At 71.5% G+C, this 21244-nt stretch carries 16 protein-coding genes, 3 pseudogenes and 1 riboswitch; of the genes and pseudogenes, 14 read left to right on the top strand and 5 right to left on the bottom strand.

From position 1 onward, the window contains the following. Nucleotides 1-18: 18 nt before the first annotated feature. Nucleotides 19-420, bottom strand: coding sequence for a hypothetical protein (locus ACEXOX_RS14825; RefSeq protein ID WP_406521087.1), 402 nt, complete (start codon nt 418-420; stop codon nt 19-21). Between the two features lie 297 nt (nt 421-717). On the opposite strand from ACEXOX_RS14825, the gene ACEXOX_RS14820 reads away from it, so the two are divergent. The 6 genes from ACEXOX_RS14820 to ACEXOX_RS14795 all read left to right on the top strand — a co-directional run bounded on the left by ACEXOX_RS14820 (nt 718) and on the right by ACEXOX_RS14795 (nt 7957). After that, nucleotides 718-1338 (top strand): heme-copper oxidase subunit III, encoded by a 621-nt coding sequence (locus ACEXOX_RS14820; protein ID WP_030020850.1) that lies wholly within the window; start codon nt 718-720, stop codon nt 1336-1338. Nucleotides 1339-1417: 79 nt separating this feature from the next. Continuing rightward, nucleotides 1418-2227, top strand: a complete 810-nt coding sequence (locus tag ACEXOX_RS14815) for a c-type cytochrome (RefSeq protein WP_030020851.1) — start codon at nt 1418-1420, stop codon at nt 2225-2227. Further along, nucleotides 2224-3288, top strand: a complete 1065-nt coding sequence (locus tag ACEXOX_RS14810; RefSeq protein WP_406521084.1) for a Rieske 2Fe-2S domain-containing protein — start codon at nt 2224-2226, stop codon at nt 3286-3288. Before ACEXOX_RS14815 ends, ACEXOX_RS14810 begins: the two co-directional genes overlap by 4 nt. Beyond that, nucleotides 3285-4922 (top strand): cytochrome bc complex cytochrome b subunit, encoded by a 1638-nt coding sequence (locus ACEXOX_RS14805; protein ID WP_406521082.1) that lies wholly within the window; start codon nt 3285-3287, stop codon nt 4920-4922. Before ACEXOX_RS14810 ends, ACEXOX_RS14805 begins: the two co-directional genes overlap by 4 nt. Nucleotides 4923-5101: 179 nt before the next feature. Further along, nucleotides 5102-6166, top strand: a complete 1065-nt coding sequence (gene trpD / locus ACEXOX_RS14800) for an anthranilate phosphoribosyltransferase (protein WP_406521080.1) — start codon at nt 5102-5104, stop codon at nt 6164-6166. 84 nt (nt 6167-6250) lie between these two features. Continuing rightward, nucleotides 6251-6368, top strand: a riboswitch (SAM riboswitch). Between the two features lie 170 nt (nt 6369-6538). Beyond that, complete coding sequence (locus ACEXOX_RS14795; RefSeq protein WP_406521078.1) at nt 6539-7957, top strand: aminotransferase class V-fold PLP-dependent enzyme; 1419 nt, start codon at nt 6539-6541, stop codon at nt 7955-7957. Between the two features lie 100 nt (nt 7958-8057). On the opposite strand, the gene ACEXOX_RS14790 is transcribed toward ACEXOX_RS14795, so the two are convergent. Together ACEXOX_RS14790 and ACEXOX_RS14785 are read right to left on the bottom strand one after the other, a co-directional pair. After that, nucleotides 8058-8339, bottom strand: coding sequence for an Lrp/AsnC ligand binding domain-containing protein (locus ACEXOX_RS14790; RefSeq protein WP_030020856.1), 282 nt, complete (start codon nt 8337-8339; stop codon nt 8058-8060). Beyond that, the gene (locus ACEXOX_RS14785; protein WP_406521076.1) at nt 8336-9055 is read right to left on the bottom strand and encodes a rhomboid family intramembrane serine protease; all 720 of its coding nucleotides are present in this window, start codon (nt 9053-9055) and stop codon (nt 8336-8338) included. Before ACEXOX_RS14785 ends, ACEXOX_RS14790 begins: the two co-directional genes overlap by 4 nt. Nucleotides 9056-9327: 272 nt before the next feature. On the opposite strand from ACEXOX_RS14785, the gene ACEXOX_RS14780 reads away from it, so the two are divergent. The 5 genes and pseudogenes from ACEXOX_RS14780 to ACEXOX_RS14760 all read left to right on the top strand — a co-directional run. After that, the gene (locus ACEXOX_RS14780) at nt 9328-9567 is read left to right on the top strand and encodes a hypothetical protein (RefSeq protein WP_031004082.1); all 240 of its coding nucleotides are present in this window, start codon (nt 9328-9330) and stop codon (nt 9565-9567) included. Between the two features lie 31 nt (nt 9568-9598). Further along, nucleotides 9599-10975, top strand: a complete 1377-nt coding sequence (locus ACEXOX_RS14775) for an NYN domain-containing protein (RefSeq protein WP_406521074.1) — start codon at nt 9599-9601, stop codon at nt 10973-10975. A gap of 419 nt (nt 10976-11394) precedes the next feature. Next, nucleotides 11395-12450: an NlpC/P60 family protein gene (locus ACEXOX_RS14770; protein ID WP_406521073.1), complete on the top strand. Its 1056-nt coding sequence runs from the start codon at nt 11395-11397 to the stop codon at nt 12448-12450. 264 nt (nt 12451-12714) lie between these two features. After that, nucleotides 12715-13743 carry an NlpC/P60 family protein gene (locus ACEXOX_RS14765; protein WP_406521071.1) on the top strand — a complete coding sequence of 343 codons (1029 nt, stop codon included), beginning with the start codon at nt 12715-12717 and terminating at the stop codon, nt 13741-13743. A gap of 103 nt (nt 13744-13846) precedes the next feature. Then, nucleotides 13847-15061 (top strand): annotated as a pseudogene (locus tag ACEXOX_RS14760) (hypothetical protein); the annotation flags it as partial. On the opposite strand, the pseudogene ACEXOX_RS14755 reads toward ACEXOX_RS14760, so the two are convergent. Further along, nucleotides 15056-16278 (bottom strand): annotated as a pseudogene (locus ACEXOX_RS14755) (glycosyltransferase 87 family protein); the annotation flags it as partial. The pseudogenes ACEXOX_RS14760 and ACEXOX_RS14755 overlap by 6 nt on opposite strands. Before the next feature lie 194 nt (nt 16279-16472). Here ACEXOX_RS14755 and ACEXOX_RS14750 point away from each other — a divergent pair. Further along, nucleotides 16473-17615 carry a glycosyltransferase family 4 protein gene (locus ACEXOX_RS14750; RefSeq protein WP_406521069.1) on the top strand — a complete coding sequence of 381 codons (1143 nt, stop codon included), beginning with the start codon at nt 16473-16475 and terminating at the stop codon, nt 17613-17615. Nucleotides 17616-17691: 76 nt separating this feature from the next. Here the strand turns inward: ACEXOX_RS14750 and ACEXOX_RS14745 are convergent, their stop codons facing one another. Next, on the bottom strand, nt 17692-19488 hold the full coding sequence (locus ACEXOX_RS14745; protein WP_406521067.1) for an AMP-dependent synthetase/ligase: 1797 nt from the start codon (nt 19486-19488) through the stop codon (nt 17692-17694). Nucleotides 19489-19795: 307 nt separating this feature from the next. Between ACEXOX_RS14745 and ACEXOX_RS14740 the strand changes: the two are divergent. Together ACEXOX_RS14740 and ACEXOX_RS14735 are read left to right on the top strand one after the other, a co-directional pair. Beyond that, a pseudogene (locus ACEXOX_RS14740) lies at nt 19796-20571 on the top strand (metallophosphoesterase). Between the two features lie 198 nt (nt 20572-20769). Continuing rightward, nucleotides 20770-21243, top strand: a complete 474-nt coding sequence (locus ACEXOX_RS14735) for an SRPBCC family protein (RefSeq protein WP_365847100.1) — start codon at nt 20770-20772, stop codon at nt 21241-21243. Nucleotide 21244 lies beyond the last annotated feature (1 nt).

Genomic DNA, 21244 nt, shown 5'->3' with positions numbered 1-21244 from the left:
GGGCCCTCAGGAGGCCGCTCAGGCCTCCGTGAGGAGCCTGCGGCGCAGCAGCCCGGCCAGGGCGTCCGTGAACTCCACGGGGTCCACAGGGTGCGTCACGGCGGCGTCCGCACGGCTCCAGGTCGCCAGCCAGGCGTCCTGCGGGCGGCCGATGAGCAGCAGCACCGGCGGGCAGCGGAAGATCTCGTCCTTGATCTGCCGGCAGACGCCCATACCGCCCGCGGGCGCCGTCTCGCCGTCCAGGACGCACGCGTCGATCCCGCCCTGCTCCAGGGCCGTCAGGACGGCGGGCAGGGTCGCGCACTCCACGATCTCCACCGGCGGCACGTCGGCGGCGGGCCGGCGGCCCGTGGCGAGCCGTACCTGTTCGCGGGTGTCGGCGTTGTCGCTGTAGACCAGCACCGTGGCAGTCGCCTGCATCGTTCCTCCACGCTTCTCGGCGGTACGGCTTCGGGCGGGGCGTCACCCGGCCGCCGCCGGGGAGTGCCTCCAGCGCGGATGCTACTGCTCGTACGGCGGCACGCAGGAGGGTTCGGCACGATCCACGATCTGACCGACGGCCCGTCAGGACTGGTCGGAGCGGGGGCACGGGGCCGTACGGCGGGTCCCGGGTCCTCCCTTCGGGCGACTGCCGGAGTGGGCCGTACGAGCAGGGCATACGCCCTTGACACACCGAACGGCACCCCCGGAGTGAGGGCGGGATAAGCGACCGACATAATGTCGGTCGTGGCGACAGCAACGACAGTAGAAACCGGGCACGCGCACCCGTCGGTCAATCGGCCGAACCTCACCAGCGTCGGAACCATCATCTGGCTGAGTTCCGAGCTGATGTTCTTCGCGGCCCTCTTCGCGATGTACTTCACCCTTCGATCGGTGACCGGGACCGAGTATTGGAAGGAATCCGCCGATGCGCTGAATCTTCCGTTCTCCGCGACGAACACCACGATCCTGGTGCTCAGCTCCCTGACCTGCCAGCTCGGTGTGTTCGCAGCCGAGCGCGGCGATGTCAAGAAGCTCCGGACCTGGTTCGTGATCACCTTCATCATGGGTGCGATCTTCATCGGCGGTCAGGTCTTCGAGTACACCGATCTGGTCAAGGAAGAGGGCCTCTCGCTCTCGTCCGGCCCGTACGGCTCGGTGTTCTACCTGACCACCGGCTTCCACGGACTGCACGTGACAGGCGGTCTCATCGCCTTCCTGCTGGTCCTGGGCAGGACGTACGCGGCCAAGAGGTTCACCCACGAACAGGCCACCGCGGCCATCGTCGTGTCCTACTACTGGCACTTCGTCGATGTCGTCTGGATCGGCCTCTTCGCCACGATCTACCTGATCCGCTGACCGGTCCCGCACCGGAACGGCGCATCAGACAGACATAGCCAAAGCATCGACGCAGAAGATCCTGACACCGGGGTAATCCGTGAAAAAGCTCTCCGCACGACGGCGCCATCCGCTGGCGGCGCTCGTCGTCCTACTCTTCGCGCTGGCGGTCACTGGGGGGCTGTACGCCGCGTTCGCGCCTGCGGACAAGGCTCAGGCCGATGACACCGCCCAGTCTCTTGCCATCAAGGAGGGCAAGAAGCTCTTCGCCGTCGGCTGCGCCAGCTGCCACGGCACCGGCGGTCAGGGCACCTCCGACGGCCCGAGCCTGGTCGGCGTGGGCGCCGCCGCCGTCGACTTCCAGGTCGGCACCGGCCGGATGCCGGCGCAGCAGCCCGGCGCCCAGGTGCCGCGGAAGAAGAACATCTACAGCCAGGCCGAGATCGACCAGCTCGCGGCGTACGTCGCGTCGCTGGGTGCCGGTCCCAGCGTGCCGGGCAAGGAGCAGTACAGCAAGGACGGCGCGGACATCGCCAAGGGCGGTGAGCTGTTCCGTACGAACTGCGCGCAGTGCCACAACTTCACCGGTAAGGGCGGCGCCCTGACCAACGGCAAGTTCGCACCGACGCTCGAAGGCGTGGACCCGAAGCACATCTACGAGGCCATGGAGACCGGCCCGCAGAACATGCCTTCCTTCGGTGACGGTTCGCTGTCCCCGCAGAACAAGAAGGACATCGTGTCCTACCTCGGCGCCGTCAACAGCGACGACACCCCCAGCCCCGGTGGTCTGGGCCTGGGCGGTCTCGGCCCGGTCAGTGAGGGCCTCTTCGGTTGGATCGCCGGCCTGGGCGCGCTGATCGCGGTCGCCATCTGGGTCGCAGCCCGGACTACGAAGGCCAAGAAGTCATGAGTGAGACTGGACGACACGAAGACGTGCCAGAAAAGAACCTCCCCGGTGAGCGGGACACGGCTCACGGCGGCGCGGTCGAGCCGGCGGACAACCCGTTCGCCGACCCGGGGCTGCCGCCCCACGAGCACCGCATCCAGGACATCGACGAGCGGGCCGCCAAGCGCTCCGAGCGCGCGGTCGCCTTCCTCTTCACCCTGTCGATGCTCGCGACGGTCGGCTTCATCGCCGCCTATGTGATCTTCCCGGTCGACGAGATCACCTACATCTGGCCGTTCGGCCACGTCAGCGCGCTGAACTTCTGGCTCGGTCTGACGCTCGGTGTGGCGCTCTTCTGCATCGGCGCCGGCGCGGTCCACTGGGCCCGCACGCTGATGTCCGACGAGGAGGTCGCCGACGACCGGCACCCGATCGAGGCGGCCCCCGAGGTCAAGGCCAAGGTCATGGAGGACTTCCGCGCAGGCGCGAAGGAATCCGCGATCGGCCGCCGCAAGCTGGTCCGCAACACCATGTTCGGCGCGCTGGCCCTGGTGCCGCTCTCCGGTGTGGTGCTGCTGCGCGACCTCGGTCCGCTGCCGGAGAAGAAGCTCCGTACGACCGGCTGGAAGAAGGGCATCCGCCTGGTCAACCAGTCGACCAACCTCCCGCTGCGTCCCGAGGACATCGCGGTCGGCTCGCTGACCTTCGCCAAGCCCGAGGGTCTGGAGGAGGACGACCACGAGTTCAACCAGAAGATCGCCAAGGACGCCCTGATGCTCGTGCGGATCCAGCCGCAGAACATTAAGGACAAGCAGGAACTGGACTGGTCGCACGAGGGCATCGTCGCCTACTCGAAGATCTGCACCCACGTGGGCTGCCCGATCAGCCTCTACGAGCAGCAGACGCACCACGTGCTGTGCCCCTGCCACCAGTCGACCTTCGACCTGGCCGACGGCGGACGCGTGATCTTCGGTCCCGCCGGACACGCCCTGCCGCAGCTGCACATCACGGTCAAGGACGGCTTCCTCGAAGCCGTCAGCGACTTCGCGGAGCCCGTCGGCCCGAGCTTCTGGGAGCGCGGATGAGTAACGAGACGAGCGCGACCACCACGCGCCGCGGCCAGGCGCCGCGGGGCGAGCGGATCGCCGACTGGGCGGACGGCCGGCTGGGCATCTACAGCCTCGCCAAGTCCAACATGCGCAAGATCTTCCCGGACCACTGGTCCTTCATGCTCGGTGAGATCTGCCTCTACAGCTTCATCATCATCATCCTGACCGGCGTCTACCTGACGCTGTTCTTCCACCCGAGCATGGCCGAGGTGACCTACCACGGCTCGTACGTGCCCATGCACGGGATCCGGATGACGCAGGCGTTCGAGTCGACGCTGGACATCAGCTTCGACGTGCGCGGCGGTCTGCTCATCCGGCAGATCCACCACTGGGCGGCCCTGGTCTTCCTGGGCGCCATGATGGTGCACATGATGCGGGTGTTCTTCACCGGCGCCTTCCGCAAGCCGCGCGAGGTCAACTGGCTGTTCGGCTTCCTGCTGCTGGTGCTCGGCATGTTCACCGGCTTCACCGGCTACTCGCTGCCGGACGACCTGCTCTCCGGCACCGGCGTCCGGTTCATCGAGGGTGTCATCCTGGCGATGCCGCTGGTCGGCTCGTACCTGCAGATGTTCATCTTCGGCGGGGAGTTCCCGGGGCACGACATCATCCCGAGGTTCTTCACGGTGCACGTCCTGCTGCTCCCCGGCATCATGCTGGGTCTGCTGGTGGCGCACCTGATCCTGGTCTTCTACCACAAGCACACGCAGTTCCCGGGTGCCGGCAAGACCAACAAGAACGTCGTCGGCATGCCGCTGCTGCCGGTCTACATGGCCAAGGCCGGAGGCTTCTTCTTCCTGGTCTTCGGCGTGATCTCGGTGATCGCGGCGGTCGCCAGCATCAACCCGGTGTGGGCCATCGGCCCGTACCGGCCCGACCAGGTGTCCACCGGCGCCCAGCCCGACTGGTACATGGGCTTCGCCGAGGGTCTGGTCCGTGTGATGCCCGGCTGGGAGTGGGACATCTGGGGCCACACCATCAACTTCGGTGTGCTGATCCCGATCCTCATCTTCCCGCTGGTGCTGGTGGCGATCGCGGTCTACCCGTTCGTCGAGTCCTGGGTCACCGGCGACAAGCGCGAGCACCACATCCTGGACCGCCCGCGCAACGCCCCGACCCGTACCGGCTTCGGTGTGGCCTGGCTGACCGCCTACCTCATCATGCTGATCGGCGGCGGCAACGACCTGTGGGCCACCCACTTCCACCTGTCGCTGAACGCGCTGACCTGGTTCGTCCGGATCGGCTTCTTCGTCGGCCCGGTGGTGGCCTTCATCGTCACCAAGCGGATCTGCCTGGGCCTCCAGCGCCGGGACCGCGACAAGGTGCTGCACGGACGCGAGTCCGGCATCATCAAGCGGCTGCCGCACGGTGAGTTCATCGAGGTGCACGAGCCGCTCAACCAGGAGCAGCTGCACACGCTCACCCAGCACGAGCAGCCCAAGCCGTTCGAGATCGGCCCGGAGGTCGACGAGAACGGTGTCGAGCGGAAGGTCAAGCGGACGACCAAGCTCCGCGCCAAGCTCTCCAAGGGCTACTACGGCGAGGACAACGTCATCCCGAAGCCGACCCCGGAGGAGTACAAGGAGATCACCAGCGGCCACGGCCACCACTGATCCCCGCCGTGTGACCCACGGCTAGTACCACCCCGCGTAAGTACGCCACCCAGAGGGCCCCGTCCTTCCCCAAGCTCTTAAGGAGCAGGGGAGTCCCCATTCGGACGGGGCCCTTCGGCATGCCGGGGCGCCGGATAAGGTTTCGGCACCAGCAGGACACGAATCCAGGAGTGTGGACCATGAACGTTGCGACCCCGAACGGCGGCGACAGCGTGGCGGTCCGCACCTGGCCGGGCGTCCTGGACGCACTCCTCCAGGGCCGCGACCTGGGCGCCGACGACACCGCGTGGGCGATGGACCGGATCATGCGCGGCGAGGCCACCGACGCGCAGATCGCGGGCTTCGCGGTGGCGCTGCGTGCCAAGGGCGAGACGGTCGCCGAGATCACCGGCCTGGTACGGGCGATGTACGCGCACGCCAACCTCATCGACGTGCCGGGCCCGAGCGTGGACATCGTCGGCACCGGCGGCGACGGCGCCAAGACCGTCAACATCTCCACGATGTCCTCGATCGTGGTGGCCGGCACCGGCGCGAAGGTCGTCAAGCACGGCAACCGCGCCGCCTCGTCGGCCAGCGGCGCGTCCGACGTGCTGGAGAAGCTGGGCGTCAACCTGGACCTGACCCCGCGCCGGGTCGTCGAGGTCGCCGAGGAGGCCGGGATCACCTTCTGCTTCGCGGTCAAGTTCCACCCGTCGCTGCGGCACGTGGCGCCCGCCCGGCGCGAACTGGGCATCCGTACGACGTTCAACGTGCTGGGCCCGCTGACCAACCCGGCGAAGGTACGGGCCCAGGCCACCGGCGTGGCCGACGCGCGGATGGCGCCGATCCTGGCCGGCGTGCTGGCCGAACGCGGCTCCAGCGCGCTGGTCTTCCGGGGCGACGACGGACTGGACGAACTGACGACCACCGCCACGTCGAAGGTCTGGGTCGTCCGGGACGGCGGCGTGCGTGAGGAGGCCTTCGACCCGCGGGACGTGGGCATCGGCCTGGTGCCCGTGGAGGCGCTGCGCGGCGCCGACGCCTCGTACAACGCGGACGTGGCGCGCCGCCTGCTGGGCGGCGAGACCGGGCCGGTGCGGGACGCGGTGCTGCTCAACTCGGCCGCGGCGCTGGTGGCCCTGGAGCCGACCGAGGCGCCGCTGAACGAGCAGCTCGCGGCCGGCATCGAGCGGGCCGCCGAGGCCATCGACTCGGGGGCGGCCCGCCGGGCGCTGGAGCGGTGGGTGGCGGCCAGCAACGCGTGACGGCGATCCGCAGTGGCGCGGGGCCCGGTCCGGGATACGGACCGGGCCTTGCGCGTTCCCGATCGTGTGGCATGATGCTGATCAGGTCACGAGTGACAGCGACTACGGCCCCGGCCCGCTGTCCGGCAACCCTCCGTCCGTGGCGGGGTGCCCCGGGTGATGACCAGGTCGCAGGCAGCGAGGTCTGCGGCAAGCGCGGATCCCTCGCCAGGGATCCTGGTCCTTGAGGGAGATCTCCCGATGATTCAGCGAATGCGTTAGGGCCGTTCGGCCCCGTTTTCCGCACCCCTTTTTCTTTCACCGCTGTCGGCCGGCCCCGCTTCGGCGTGTGGGCCCCGCAGCGAAGTCGCCCTGCCTTCACGGGAGTTCGCCATGCCTGTTTCCGCTACCGCTGCCGCCGCCCCTACCGCTACCGCTGCCGCCACCGATGCCGCCTCCGATGCCGCTGTCTGTGCCCCGCTGCCCGTGCTGGGCCGGGACGTGCTGGTCCCGCTCGTCACCGGCGGCGAGGTCGAGTACGCGGCGCTGGACATCGCCGCCAGCGCCCCGGCGCTCCAGCGCGTCTGGGACGACGTGGCCGCGTACGCCCCGTACTACGGCAGCGTCCACCGCGGCGCGGGCTACCTCTCGCAGCTGTCCACCGACCTGTTCGAGAACAGCCGGGCGGCGGTGGCGGACTTCCTCGGGTGCCGGGAGGGCGACCAGGTGGTCTTCACCCGCTCCACCACCGACTCGCTGAACCTGCTGGCCGCCGTGCTGCCCGCGGACACCCGGGTGTTCGTCTTCGAGACCGAGCACCACGCCTCGCTGCTGCCCTGGGAGCAGCGCGCCGACGTCGAGGTGACGTACCTGGACGCGCCCCGTACGCCGCGGCAGGCGGTGGACACGCTGGAGCGGGCGCTGGCCGAGCGCGAGCCGTATCGGAATGCGCTGGTCTGCGTGACGGGTGCTTCCAATGTGACCGGTGAGCTGTGGCCCGTACGGGAGCTGGCCGCCGCGGCGCACGCGCACGGCGCGCGGATCGTGCTCGACGCCGCCCAGCTCGCCCCGCACCACCCGGTCGACATCGCGGAACTGGACGTGGACTGGGTCGCCTTCTCCGGCCACAAGCTGTACGCGCCCTTCGGCGCCGGCGTGCTGGCCGGGCGCGCCGACTGGCTCCAGGCCGCCGAGCCGTACCTCGCGGGCGGCGGCGCCAGCCGTACGGTCGCGCGCCGCGCCGACGGCGGGGTGGACGTCGACTGGCACACCACCGCGGCCCGCCACGAGGCCGGATCGCCCAACGTCATCGGCGTCTACGCCATCGCGGCCGCCTGCAAGGCGCTCACCGAGGCGGGCTTCGAGGGCCTGGTCGCCCGGGAGCAGCGGCTGGTCGAGCGGGTACGGGCGGGCCTCGCCGAGGTGCCCGAGGTGACCGTGCTCTCGCTGTTCGGGGACGACGCGCCGCGGGTGGGCGTGCTGTCCTTCGTCGTCGAGGGCTGGAACAGCTCGCACTTCGCGGCGGCGCTCTCCGCCGAGTACGGCATCGGCGTGCGCGACGGGCTGTTCTGCGCGCACCCCCTGGTACGGACCCTGCTGGGCGCCGAGTCCGAGGCGCCGGGCGAGTGCGGCGCACCCGAAGGAGCGCCGGGGGAGCGGAGCCTGAACGCCATCCGGGTGAGCTTCGGGGCCGGTACGCCCGACGAGCACGTGGACCGTTTCGTCCAGGCCGTCAAGGAACTGGTGACGCAGGGCGCGCGCTGGAGCTACCGCACCGAGGACGGGCGCTGCGTGCCGGACACCGCGGCGTAGCCCCTTGAACCGCCCGCGCCGCGGCGCTCCGCTGTCCGGGCGCCGCGGCGTGGGTCTCGTACGTGGTGGCGGTGGCGGTGGTGGTCCGGCGGTCGCCCGGTCAGGCGTCCAGGCCGATGGCGAAGGCCGCTTCCAGGTCGTGCTGGGAGTACGTACGGAAGGCGATGTGCGTCTCCGTGGAGGCGACGCCCGGCACCTTGCTGATCCGGCCCGGGATGACGTCCGCCAGGTCGTCGTGCCGGGCCACCCGCACCAGCGCGATCAGGTCGTGCGCACCGGTGACCGAGTAGACCTCGCTGACGCCCTCCAGAGCGGCGATCTTCTCCGCGATCTCCGGGATCTGGTCCACGCTGGTCTTGATGAGCACGATCGAAGTGATCACGGTTGGCTCTCTCCCTCGGCCGCCTGCTGCTTCGCCGTTCCGGCGGAGTCCACCCTACCGGTGGCCGCGGCGGTTCCCCCGGCCGGAGCGGGGCCCGGCCGGTACCGCACCCAGGCGTACAGGAAGCCCACCGCGAAGCCCACGACATGGGCGAGATAGGCCACGCCCGGGGTGCTGGGGTCGCGCTGCGCGGCGATCCACTGGAGGACGAACCAGAACAGCAGCACGATCCACGCCGGGAAGCGCAGCGGCAGGAAGAAGAGGAACGGGTAGATGCTGGTGACCCGGGCCTTGGGGAAGAGGTAGAGGAACGCCCCCAGCACCCCGGAGATCGCTCCGGAGGCGCCGACCAGGGTCTGTCCCGAGGAGGCGTGCGCGGCCGCGTAGCCCATCAGGGCCAGGTAGCCGGTCACGAGGTAGAAGAGGGTGAACGGCAGCCTGCCCATGCGGTCCTCGGCCATGCCGCCGAAGACGTACAGGAAGAGGACGTTGCCCAGCAGGTGCAGCCAGCTGCCGTGCACGAACAGGGCGGTGAGCGGCGTGAGCAGCGGGCCGGGGGAGCCGCTCCACAGGTCGCGCGGGATGACGCCCCAGCGTTCGAAGTACGCGGTCTGCGCCTGGACGACGGCGTCGCCGGTGCCGTATATGCCGTTGAGGCCGGAGGCGGGCCCGACGACGAAGACCACGCAGCACAGGGCGATCAGGACGTTCGTCATTCGGGAGAACACGGTCAGCACCGAGCGGGCGCGGGGCGTCCGGGGGTCAGGAGCGGGGCCGTCATGAAGTGATCATGGCGTAATACGGGCAATCGGGACAGAGTGCCTCGCCGCGTCCCGCCTCCTGGGCGGGGCCGCGCCGTACACGTGTCAGGCCGTAGGGTAACGGTCAGTACCCCGCGTACTTCCGCAGTCCGACGGCGCACCGCGGGAAGCCCCCGAACGACAGCACGAGCCCCGCTCGCCCGAGCGCGACGAAAGAGGACGACACCATGGCTGTTCCCCTGCCGACGGACGGGACCCGGTGGCGCTGCACCCTGTGCGGCAATCTGACGCGCTTCGACGTCACCCGCCGCTCCGAGGTCGTGGAGTACCTCCACCTCGACCTCGCCGGGGAGCCGAAGGTGGAGGAACGCGAGGTGCTCAGTGAGAGCATCGAGTCCGTGCGCTGCCGCTGGTGCAACGCGGTCGACCAGATCGAGCTGGTCGACCGGCCCGGCGCCAGTGCCTGAGTCGAGCGCCTGAGATCGGAGCGATGCAGCAGTGGTGGAGCGTCCAGAAGGGCCCGCGGGGGCGGAGCACGGTGCCGAGGCCGGTACGGCCGAGGCGGACGAGGTGCTCGACCGTCCCCTGCCCGAGGGCGTGCGGCGCCGGGTCGTGGCGCTCACCGCGGAGTCCTTCGGCGGTCTGACGGTCGCCGAACTTCCGCCGCCGCTGCGGCAGTACGCCCGGTTCACTCCCAGCCGCCGGGCCAAGTTCGCGGGCAACGCGATGGCGGCCGCGCTGGAGAACGACGCGGTCTTCCGGCAACGGATCGCGGGCCGGCTGCGCGAGGCCCAGCCGGAACTGGCCGAGGCGCTGGACAACGGCACCCCGCCCGCCGCCGCCGACCCGCTCGATGTCGCGGCGGCGGCCTATGTGCTGCGCCCCGAAGGCTGGGTCAAGCTGGTCGCGGCGGCCGGCGAGGAGGCGCAGCGCGCCCGCGCGGAACAGGCCGGCGAGGAGGCCGAACGCGAGCTGGCCGCGCTGCGCGAGGAGCTGGCGCGGGCCCGCGCCGAGGCCCGCGCCGAGGCCGACCGCACCCGCGGCGACCTGGACGCGCTGCGCAAGGAGAACGAGTCGTTGCAGCGCAAGCTGCGCAGCGCGCTCAGCGACGTCAAGCGGGGCGAGGCGGCGGCGCGCAAGGCCGCGGCGGAGGTGGAGTCCGTACGGGCCGCCGCCGCGCAGGAGAAGGCCATGGCCGACAGCGAGGCGCGCCGCCTGAAGGCCCGTGTCGCGGAGGTCGAGGCGTCCCTGGAGGCGAGCCGCCGCGCCACCCGTGAAGGCCGCAGTGTCGAGGACATGCGGCTGCGGCTGCTGCTGGACACCGTCCTGGACGCCGCCCAGGGGCTGCGCCGGGAACTGGCCCTGCCGCCCGCCGACACCCACCCGGCGGACACCGTCGACGCGGTGGCCCCGGGCAAGATGACGCCCAAGGACATCGCCACGCGCGCACTGTCGGAGACCGACCCGGCCCTGCTGGACCAGCTGCTGGCGCTGCCGCAGGCTCACCTGGTGGTGGACGGTTACAACGTCACCAAGACCGGTTATCCCACGATGCCGTTGGACAAGCAGCGGCTGCGGCTGCTGGGCGGCCTCGCGGTGCTGGCCGCCCAGACCGGCGCGGAGATGACGTGTGTCTTCGACGGGGCCGAGCTGGCCGCGCCGGTGCTGCTCGCGCCGCCGCGCGGGGTGAGGGTCCTCTTCAGCAAGCCGGGTGTGACGGCGGACGAGCTGATCCGCCAGCTCGTACGGGCCGAGCCGCCCGGCCGTCCGGTGGTGGTCGTCTCCACGGACCGCGAGGTGGCCGACGGGGTGGCCAAGGCGGGGGCGCGGCCGGTCGCATCGGCCCTGCTGCTGAAGCGACTTGCCCGTACCTGAGTCGTACGTTCCGTCCGTACGACTTGTCCGGAACGCGCTTCCCGGAGGGGGGTACGGGGCAGGACTGGCCCGAGCGTCCGAGGGGGAACCGGTGGACGCTGCGGCGCTCGCGACGGAGGAAAAGGTGTACCCATCAACGAGGCGCCTCATGCCTGTCGTTCGTCTCTGAGTGTCAAGTGACCATTACTGCGTGTGTGATGTTGGTAAAGGATGAGGAGCATCCAGCAGTTTTTTCCGGTGAGGATTTGAAGCGATCACAACTCGGTTACTAAGGTCAGGCCTCAACCCTTCATGCAGTTGATCATCCACCCGGGATGAACAGTGAAGGAACCGCCGAGTCCGCGGTGTTCACACGCGGAGCCGGGGTCCCGTACCCCCCACGCCCGGTAGGCGGCTGAAGGAAGAAGGAGCTCGCCTCCGTGGCGTCCCACCGTCGACCCAAGCAGCCGAGCCGCACCCGCGTGACCGTCCTCACCGCGACCGCAGCGGCAGCCGTCGCCCTCTCGTCCCAGGCCGCCCACGCCGACCCGAAGCCGAAGAAGGAAGACGTCAAGTCCGAGGTCGACAAGCTCTACGAGCAGGCGGAGCAGGCCACCGAGAAGTACAACGGGGCCAAGGAGGACCAGGAGAAGCTCCAGAAGGAGGTCGACGCCCTCCAGGACAAGGTCGCCCGCGGCCAGGGCGAGCTGAACGATCTCCGCAAGGGCCTCGGCGCCGTCGCCTCCGGCCAGTACCGCAGCGGCAGCATCGACCCGTCCGTGCAGCTGTTCCTCTCCGGCGACCCGGACACCTACCTCGACAAGGCCGCCACTCTCGACCAGTTGAGCGGCAAGCAGGCCGAGCAGCTGAAGACCATCGCGGACAAGCAGCGCCGGCTCGCGCAGGAGCGCGCGGAGGCCGCCGGCAAGATCAAGGACCTCTCGGACACCCGCAAGGCACTGGGTGACAAGAAGGACGAGATCAAGGGCAAGCTCGCCAAGGCGCAGGAACTCCTCAACACGCTGACCGCCAAGGAGAAGGAAGAGCTGCGGAAGGAGGAGGAGAAGAAGCAGGGCCAGAGCCAGGGCCAGGACCGCTCCAGCCGCGGCAACGAGCGCCCCGACCTCGGCAACGACGTCCCGGCCTCGCAGCGCGGCGCCGCCGCCCTGGCCGCGGCCGCCTCGAAGATCGGTTCGCCCTACGTATGGGGCGCCACCGGCCCCTCCTCGTTCGACTGCTCGGGCCTGACCTCCTGGGCGTACCAGCAGGCCGGCCAGGGGCTGCCGCGCACCTCGCAGGCGCAGGCCAACGCCGGTACCCGGATCGGCTCGCAGAGCGCGCTCAAGCCGGGCGACCTGGTGCTCTTCTACGGCGACCTGCACCACATCGGCCTGTACGCGGGCAACGGCCAGGTGCTGCACGCGCCGAAGCCGGGCGCGTCCGTGCGCTACGAGTCGATCAACAACATGCCCTTCCAGTTCGGCGTCCGCGTCTGACCTCCCGCCGGCCGCGTCCCGCGCTCGCGGGACGCAGCCGGACATGCCGCCCGATCGGGCGAATTGCGGTGTGTGCCGCTGACTTCCCGCCCCGCCGGTGACCTGCGCAGTCACCGGCGGGGCGGCTTTTTCCCTACCGGCGACGGGTGTTGCGGGTCTTTGGCCGCGGGCCACCGGCGCCGTTACTGTCTGCCCTCGCAGCTGCCGGTTTGCGTCCGCCCGCCCCGGGTGGCAGGGGCTGCACGGAAGGGAGTGCGGCCTCACGTGGCGTCCCACCGCCGTGTCTCACAGTCCGCCCTGGCCGGTGCGACCAGGGCCACCGTCCTGTCCGCCGCCGCGGTCACCGCCGCCGCCGCGCTGTCCGCCGGCGCGGCGAACGCCGTCCCGGGTCCGGCGCCCGCCGAGGTCACCTCGCGCGTCGACGCCCTCTACGAGCAGGCCGAGAAGGCCACCGAGCAGTTCAACGGGGCCAACGAGCGGGCGCGCACGCTGCGGGCCGACGTGGCGGCCCTCCAGGACCGGGTGGCCCGCGGCCAGGAGCACGTCAACCGGCTGCGCGGCCGGCTCGGCGCCGTCGCCTCCGCCCAGTACCGCTCCGGCGGCCTGGACCCGTCCCTGAAGCTGCTGCTGTCCGAGGACCCGGCGCACTACCTCGACAAGGCCGCCGCCCTGGACCGCATCCAGGGCAAGCAGGCCGGGGAGCTGCGCGAGCTCCAAGGTGCCCAGCGCGGCCTGGAGCAGGAGCGCCGGGAGGCGACCGGGAAGCTGGCCGCCCTGGAGGCGAGCCGGCAGGACGTGGTGCGCCACAAGAAGGACGTCGAGGAGAAACTGGCCGCGGCGCGGCGCCTGCTGAACTCGCTGACCGGCGCGGACCGGGACGCCTACGACCGCGCGAACCGCGGAGTCGGACGGTCGCTGCCCGACCTGTCCGGGCCGCCGCCCGCCTCCGGCCGGGCCGGAGCCGCCGTCCAGGCGGTGCGCGGGGCGATCGGCTCCCCGTACGCCTGGGGGCGGTCCGGCCCGTCCTCCTTCGACTGCTCCGGGCTGATGCAGTGGGCCTACGCGCGGGCCGGAGTCTCCATCCCGCGCACCTCGCAAGCCCAGCGCGGCGCCGGGCAGCAGGTTCAGGTCAGTCAGGCCAAGCCGGGGGACCTGGTCATCTACCGGGACGACGCCAGTCATGTCGGTATGTATGTGGGCAACGGACAGGTGGTGCACGCCCCGTATCCGGGCGCCCGGGTGCGCTCGGACCCCGTCGGCATGATGCCCATCTCGTCCGTAACCCGACCCTGACCGCTGTCCGTACGCGGCGCCGGTGCTTACGATCAACCGCGTGGCAGGGCGACGGACGACGCGGCGGACGGCCCGGCGGATCAGGACGGCGCTCTGCGCGACCCTGCCGTCGGCGCTGCTGCCGCTGCTCGCGGGCTGCCAGGACCCGGCCGGCGCGGCGCAGGACGCCCCGCCGGGCATCCAGCGGATGCTGGACCGGCGCGCGGCGGCCGTGCGCGACCGGGACGCCGGGGCCTTCCTCGCCTCGGTCGACCCGCACGCGGCCGCGTACCGCGCCCAGCAGCGGGCGGTGTTCGCCAACCTCGCGCAGGTGCCGCTGGGCGCCTGGTCGTACGAGCTGGTGAAGACCGACGCGTTCGGCCTGCCGGCGGTGGTCGGCGCGGAGGGCCGCCGGGTGGCCGCAGAGGTACGGCTGCGCTACCGGCTGACCGGGTACGACAACGCGCCGGTCACCTCCGTGCAGTACCTGACGCTCACCGACCGCGGTGGCCGGTGGCTGATCAGCTCCGACTCGGACGGCGCCGGGAGCGGGCGGCGCAGCGCGCGCCAACTGTGGGACCAGGGGCCGGTCCAGGTCGTCAAGGGGCGCCACAGTCTGGTCCTCGGGGTCCGCCGTGGCACCGCGGCGCTGCGCGAACTGGCGGACCGTACGGACGAGGCCGTGCCCGCCGTCGCCAAGGCGTGGCCCGGGAAGTGGGCCGGGCGGGTGGTGGTCGAGGCACCGCGGTCGCTGGACGGGATGGCGGAGCTGCTGAACGCCGACGACCCTTCCGGCTACCGGGGCATAGCGGCCGTCACGACCGGCGAGGCGGGCCCGGCACCGGCGGCACCGGCCGACCGGGTCGTCGTCAACCCGGAGGCGTACGGCGAACTGTCCGCCGCCGGGCGTCAGACCGTACTGACCCACGAGGCCACCCACGTCGCGACGCGCACGGCCACCACCGCCGCCACCCCGCTCTGGCTCTCCGAGGGCTTCGCCGACTGGGCCGCCTACCGTGGCGGCAGCCGCCCGGCCGCCGCCGTCGCCCCCGAACTCGCGCACGCCGTGGCCAAGGGCGCCCCGCCGTCCCGGCTCCCGGCCGACGGCGACTTCCGCTTCAGCCGGGGCGCGCGGGAGCTGGCCCGCTCGTACGAGGGCGGCTGGCTGGCCTGCCGCATGATCGCCGACCACTGGGGCGAGAAGCGGCTCGGCGCGTTCTACCGGGCGGCGGGGCGGGGCGGCACGGAGAGCGCCGGGCGGGCGATGCGCGACCAACTGAATCTGAGTCCGGCGGAGTTCACCCGGCGGTGGCAGGCGTACGTGGTGCGGCAGCTGGGGGACGCGCCGCGGCCCGGTGACCGTCGAGCGCCACAGCCGCCGGCAGGCGGTCAGCGAAGCGGCCACGAGCAGGGCGTTGCGCACGGCCAGCAGGACCACGCCCGTCCCCTCGCTGGCCACGACGTCCACGAACCGTACGGGGAACTCCACCAGCGTCGCGCCGGTCGCGAGCAGGACCAGGACGGCGGGCGGCCCCATCCGGCTCGCCCGCAGCGTCATGCACACGGCCGCCGCGCCGACCAGCCAGATCATGTACTGCGGGCTGATCACCCGGCTGGTGGTGACGAAGAGCAGGACGGCGGTGAAGGCGGCGTCGGCGAGCGTGGCGGACGTGCACCGCCGCGCGCGCAGCCGCCACAGCAGCAGCCAGCCGAAGGCCGCCACGGTCAGGAGCTGCGCCAGGGAGCTGACCAGCGGCACGTACGGGCCGACGAACTCCACGGAGCCGTAATGCAGCAGCACCTGTCCGTCCCAGCCGAACTGCCGGGCGAGATGGAAGACGAGCGCGCCGAGCGACTCCACCTCCGTACCCCGGTCGCGCTGGAAGGTGAGGAAGGCCAGCCCGCCAGGGGCCCAGGCGGCGCAGAGCGCGGTGACCGCCAGCGCGCTGACAGCCGTCGTGCCCCACAGCTGCCGCGCGCGGCGGCCCCGCAGGGGCGCGCCGGTCAGCAGCAGCACCGGCCACACCTTCAGCAGCGCGCCGAAGGCGATCAGGGCGCCGGAGACGCGCGGGTGCCGGGCGGCGGCGAAGAGCGCGGCGACGGCCACGGCGGTGACCATCAGGTCGTACCGGGCGTACGCGGTGGGGCCGAGCAGGGCGACCCCCGCGGTCCAGACCCAGGCACCGGTGAGACGTTTACCCGGCCGCCGGCCCGCGTACAGGAGCAGCGCGAAGGTGACCGCGTCGGCGGCGCACGCCAGGACGAAGAACGCCGAGGCGTAGTCCAGGAAGGGCAGTAGCCCGGGGAGAGGACGGCGAGCGCGGCGGCCGGCGGATACTGCCAGGCCACGTCGTCCTGCGGGAACGCACCGGACTTCAGGACCTCGGACCAGCCGTGGTAGATCCCCGAGATGTCGCTGGTGACGTCCGGGCCGGGCAGCACCAGCACCTTGAACACGCACAGCAGCAGCACCGCCCGGGTCGCGGCCCAGACCACCGTCGGCGGCGCCGGCGCGCGCACCGTGTCCCTCGGCTGCCGGCTGCCGGCCCTGCCCATCGCCACCTCGTCCCGTCGTCCGCGGCTGGCCGTGTCCCTCCGCGTCCCCCTACCTCCGCGTCCGTCTGTGTCCCCCCGCGCCCGCCCGCGTCCGTCCAGGTGGACGGGGCCGTGTCACGACCGTAGACGAGTCATGCGCGTGCCGGGGCGGTCCCCGCCGGTCGTGTCCGGTGACCCGGTACTGTGCCAGGGCAATGGACAAGACGCTGATCGTCACGAACGACTTCCCGCCCCGCCCCGGCGGCATCCAGGCCTTCCTGCACAGCATGGCGCTGCGCCTGGACCCGGACCGGGTCGTGGTCTACGCCTCCACCTGGAAGCGGAGCAAGGAGGGCGTCGAGGCCACCGCGCGCTTCGACGCCGAGCAGCCCTTCCCCGTCGTACGCGACCGGACGACGATGCTGCTGCCGACACCCCGGGTGACCAGGACGGCCACCGCCCTGCTGCGCCGGCACGGCTGCTCCTCGGTGTGGTTCGGAGCCGCCGCGCCGCTCGGCCTGATGGCGCCCGCGCTGCGCCGGGCGGGCGCCCGCCGGATCGTGGCCACCACGCACGGGCACGAGGCGGGCTGGGCGCAGTTGCCCGCCTCCCGTCAACTGCTGCGGCGGATCGGCGAGGGCACCGACACGATCACCTATCTGGGCGAGTACACCCGCTCGCGGATCGCCGCCGCGCTGACGCCGGCCGCCGCCGGGCGGATGACGCAACTGCCGCCCGGCGTGGACGAGAAGACCTTCCACCCCGGCTCCGGCGGCGGCGAGGTACGGGCCCGCCTCGGGCTCGCCGAGCGGCCGGTCGTCGTCTGCGTCTCCCGGCTGGTGCCGCGCAAGGGCCAGGACACCCTGATCGAGGCGATGCCGCGGATCCTGGCCGACGTGCCGGACGCGGTGCTGCTGATCGTCGGCGGCGGCCCGTACGAGAAGCAGCTGCACGCGCTCGCCGTCGAGAAGGGTGTCGCCGACGCGGTGCGCTTCACCGGGGCCGTGCCGTGGGAGGAACTGCCCGCCCACTACGGCGCGGGCGACGTCTTCGCGATGCCGTGCCGCACCCGGCGCGGCGGGCTGGACGTGGAGGGCCTGGGCATCGTCTACCTGGAGGCGTCCGCCACCGGACTCCCGGTCGTGGCGGGGGACTCCGGCGGCGCGCCGGACGCCGTGCTGGACGGCGAGACGGGGTACGTCGTCCCGGGCGGCTCCCCGACGGTCGCCGCCGAACGCGTCGTCGCGCTCCTGAAGGACCCCGCCGCCCGCCGCCGCATGGGTGAGCGCGGCCGCGCCTGGGTGGAGGAGAAGTGGCGCTGGGACCTGCTGGCGGAACGGCTCAAGGAGCTGCTGTAGGGAATCGCCGCAGCCGGACGCGCGAACGCCGGGCGGGCTGGAGAACCGGCCGCCCGGCGTTGTGACACACCGGCTCTTACGGGCGGTAGATCGCCTCGATGTCCTCGGCGAAGTCCTTCGCGACCACGTTGCGCTTGAGCTTCAGCGACGGCGTCACGTGCCCGGACTCCTCGGTGAACTGCGTCGGCAGGATGCGGAACTTGCGCACCGACTCGGCCTTGGAGACGGCCGCGTTGCCGTCGTCCACGGCCCGCTGCACCGTGGCCAGCAGCTCCGGGTCCTGGCTCAGCTCGGTGACGCTCTGCCCGGCCGGGCGGCCGTGCTCCGCCGCCCAGCGCGGCAGGAACTCCTCGTCGAGGGTGACCAGCGCGCCGACGAAGGGCCGGCCGTCGCCGACGACCATGCACTCGGCGATCAGCGCGTGCGCCCGGATGCGGTCCTCGATGACGGCCGGGGCGACGTTCTTGCCGCCCGCCGTCACCAGGATCTCCTTCTTGCGGCCGGTGATCGCGAGGTAGCCGTCCTCGTCGAGGGTGCCGATGTCACCGGTGTGGAACCAGCCGTCGGAGAGCGCTTCCTTGGTCGCCGACTCGTTGTTCCAGTACTCGGTGAACAGGTGCTCGCCGTGCAGCAGAACCTCGCCGTCGTCGGCGATGCGCACCACCGAGCCGGGCAGCGGCTGGCCGACCGTACCGATCTTCTGGCGGTCCCACGGGTTGAAGGCGGTGGCCGCGCAGGACTCCGTCAGGCCGTAGCCCTCCAGGGCGGTGAAGCCGATGCCCCGGTAGAAGTGGCCCAGGCGCTCGCCCAGCGGCGCGCCGCCGGAGATGGCGTGGGTGGCGCGGCCGCCGAGCACGGCGCGCAGCTTGCCGAAGACCAGCTTGTCGAAGAGCTTGTGCTTGAGCCGCAGGCCGAGGGCGGGCCCGGCCTGGGTGTCCAGCGCGCGGCTGTAGGCGATGGCCGTCTCGGCGGCCCGGTCGAAGATCTTGCCCTTGCCCTCGGACTGCGCTTTGGCCCGCGCCGAGTTGTAGACCTTCTCGAAGACCCGGGGGACGCCGAGGATCAGCGTGGGGCGGAACGAGGCGAGATCGTCGGTGAGGTTCTTGATGTCCGGGGCGTGGCCGAGCTTGATGGGGGCCATGACCGAGGCCACCTGCACCAGCCGTCCGAAGACATGGGCCACCGGCAGGAAGAGCAGCACCGAGGAGTGGCCGGTGCGGAAGAGGGGTTTGAGGCGCTCGACGACGTTGCCGCACTCGGCGAAGAAGCTGCGGTGGGTCAGCACACAGCCCTTGGGCCGGCCGGTGGTGCCGGAGGTGTACACGATGGTGGCGGGCGAGTCGGCGTCGGCGAGGGCGCTGCGCTCGTCCACCTCCGCGTCGGTGACACCGGCGCCGGCCGCGCGCAGCCGGGCGATGGCGTCCCGTTCGATCTGCCAGATGTTCTCCAGCGCGGGCAGCCGGTCCCGTACGGACTCGACGGCGGCCTCCTGTGCGGGGGACTCGACCACACAGGCCACCGCGCCGGAGTCGCCGAGGATCCACTGCACCTGTTCGGCGGAGCTGGTCTCGTAGACGGGGACGGTGACCGCGCCCGCGCTCCAGATCGCGAAGTCCATCAGGGTCCACTCGTACCGGGTGCGCGACATCAGGCCGATCCGGTCACCGGGCCGGATGCCGGCGGCCATCAGGCCCTTGGCGGCGGCCCGTACCTCGGCGAGGAAGACGGTGGCCGTCACGTCCTGCCACCGGCCGTCGACCTTGCGGCCCATGACGGCGACATCGGGGTGCTGCGCGGCATTGCGGCGGATCAGATCCGTCAGGTTGCCGTCCGCGGGGACCTCGTACAGGGCCGGAAGGCTGAACTCGCGCAAGACTGCTGCTCCTCTATGGCGCCGGCGTCACGACGCTGTGTGCTGGCCGGCTGCGGTCCATGATCAGGCAGGGGGTGGTGGACTGCCCGGACGTTACCCACCGGTATTGCTTTTGGGATAGGGGGTTACGCCCAGATGTTCGATGCGTCACACGCTGCGTGACACGCGTCCGGACACGCCTTGGGACTGCTTCGCGCAGACTAGACCAGGCTTTCGGTGACCGGGAAGTAACCGCAGGTCGGACCCGCCTCCCGGCGGCGCCCCGGCCCCCTCCCGGCCGTACGCCTTTCGATCTAGGGTGACCGTCATGCGAGTCCATGTGGTCAGCGACGTACACGGCAACGGGCGGGACCTCGCCACGGCGGGCGACGGGGCCGACGCCCTGGTCTGCCTGGGGGATCTCGTGCTCTTCCTCGACTACGCCGACCACTCCCGCGGCATCTTCCCCGACCTCTTCGGCACCGAGAACGCCCACCGGCTGGTCGAGCTGCGCACCGCCCGCCGCTTCGAGGAGGCCCGCGCGCTGGGCCGCCGCCTGTGGGGCGACGTCGAGCGCGAGGGCGGCGGCCGGATGGCCGTCATCGAGCAAGCCGTCCGACGGCAGTACGCCGAACTGTTCGCCGCCTTCCCGGAGCGGACGTACGCCACCTACGGCAACGTGGACCTCCCCCACCTGTGGCCCGAGTACGCCGGACCCGGCACCACCGTCCTGGACGGCGAGCGGGTGGAGATCGGCGGCCGCGTCTTCGGCTTCGTCGGTGGCGGCCTGGAGACGCCGATGCGCACCCCGTACGAGATCAGCGACGAGGAGTACGCCGCCAAGGTCGAGGCCGTCGGCGAGGTGGACGTGCTGTGCACGCACATCCCGCCGGACGTGCCGGAGCTCTGCTACGACGTCGTCGCCCGCCGCTTCGAACGCGGCAGCGCCGCCCTCCTGGACGCGATCCGCCGGACCCGCCCCGCTACGCGCTCTTCGGACACGTGCATCAGCCGCTGGCCCGGCGGGTACGCGTCGGCGCCACCGAGTGCGTCAACGTGGGGCACTTCAACGCGACGGGAGCGCCGTACGTCCTGGAGTGGTGACAGCCTTCCCGGGGTCTTCCCGGGGCCTTCCCGGGGCCTTCCCGGGGCTTCCCCGAAAGGCCCTCCCGGGGGCCGCCTCCAGGGCCGACCGGATCGGCCGGGACGCCGGTCCGGCGCGCTTTCGCCGCGCGGTAGCCTTCAGCAGCAGGGATACGCGTCTGGCGGACCGGCACGAATCGGCATGGAGGAGTCACGGCGATGGCCGAACACACCAGCTCTAGCATCACGATCGAGGCGGCACCCGCCGAGGTGATGGGAGTGATCGCCGACTTCGACCGCTATCCGGACTGGACCGGCGAGGTCAAGGAAGCCGAGATTCTCAGCAAGGACGACCAGGGCCGCGCCGAGCAGGTCCGCCTGCTGCTGGACGCCGGCGCGATCAAGGACGACCACACCCTCGCCTACACCTGGATCAGCGACCACGAGGTCAGCTGGTCGCTGGTGAAGTCCCAGATGCTGCGGACGCTCGACGGCTCCTACCGGCTGGTGCCGCTGGCCGGCGGCGCGCACACCGAAGTGACGTATCAGCTCACCGTGGACGTCAAGATCCCGATGCTCGGCATGATCAAGCGCAAGGCGGAGAAGGTCATCATCGACCGCGCGCTGGACGGGCTGAAGAAGCGCGTCGAGAGCGGCCCCGCGGCCCCCGCCGGCGAGGCCAAGAGCCTTTGAC

This window comes from Streptomyces sp. Ac-502, from assembly GCF_045222935.1.
Lineage (GTDB): Bacteria > Actinomycetota > Actinomycetes > Streptomycetales > Streptomycetaceae > Streptomyces > Streptomyces monomycini.
The sequence above is the reverse complement of the archived record's forward strand: the minus strand, read 5'-3'. Positions and strand labels throughout refer to the sequence as shown.

What these genes read in the sequence shown, in the direction of transcription:
- ACEXOX_RS14750 (WP_406521069.1), top strand. Translation starts at nt 16,473, where the DNA reads ATGGACAAGACGCTGATCGTCACGAACGACTTCCCGCCCCGCCCCGGC.
- ACEXOX_RS14785 (WP_406521076.1), bottom strand. Translation starts at nt 9,055, where the DNA reads ATGACGAACGTCCTGATCGCCCTGTGCTGCGTGGTCTTCGTCGTCGGG.
- ACEXOX_RS14825 (WP_406521087.1), bottom strand. Translation starts at nt 420, where the DNA reads ATGCAGGCGACTGCCACGGTGCTGGTCTACAGCGACAACGCCGACACC.
- trpD (WP_406521080.1), top strand. Translation starts at nt 5,102, where the DNA reads ATGAACGTTGCGACCCCGAACGGCGGCGACAGCGTGGCGGTCCGCACC.
- ACEXOX_RS14795 (WP_406521078.1), top strand. Translation starts at nt 6,539, where the DNA reads ATGCCTGTTTCCGCTACCGCTGCCGCCGCCCCTACCGCTACCGCTGCC.
- ACEXOX_RS14820 (WP_030020850.1), top strand. Translation starts at nt 718, where the DNA reads ATGTCGGTCGTGGCGACAGCAACGACAGTAGAAACCGGGCACGCGCAC.
- ACEXOX_RS14780 (WP_031004082.1), top strand. Translation starts at nt 9,328, where the DNA reads ATGGCTGTTCCCCTGCCGACGGACGGGACCCGGTGGCGCTGCACCCTG.
- ACEXOX_RS14805 (WP_406521082.1), top strand. Translation starts at nt 3,285, where the DNA reads ATGAGTAACGAGACGAGCGCGACCACCACGCGCCGCGGCCAGGCGCCG.
- ACEXOX_RS14810 (WP_406521084.1), top strand. Translation starts at nt 2,224, where the DNA reads ATGAGTGAGACTGGACGACACGAAGACGTGCCAGAAAAGAACCTCCCC.
- ACEXOX_RS14735 (WP_365847100.1), top strand. Translation starts at nt 20,770, where the DNA reads ATGGCCGAACACACCAGCTCTAGCATCACGATCGAGGCGGCACCCGCC.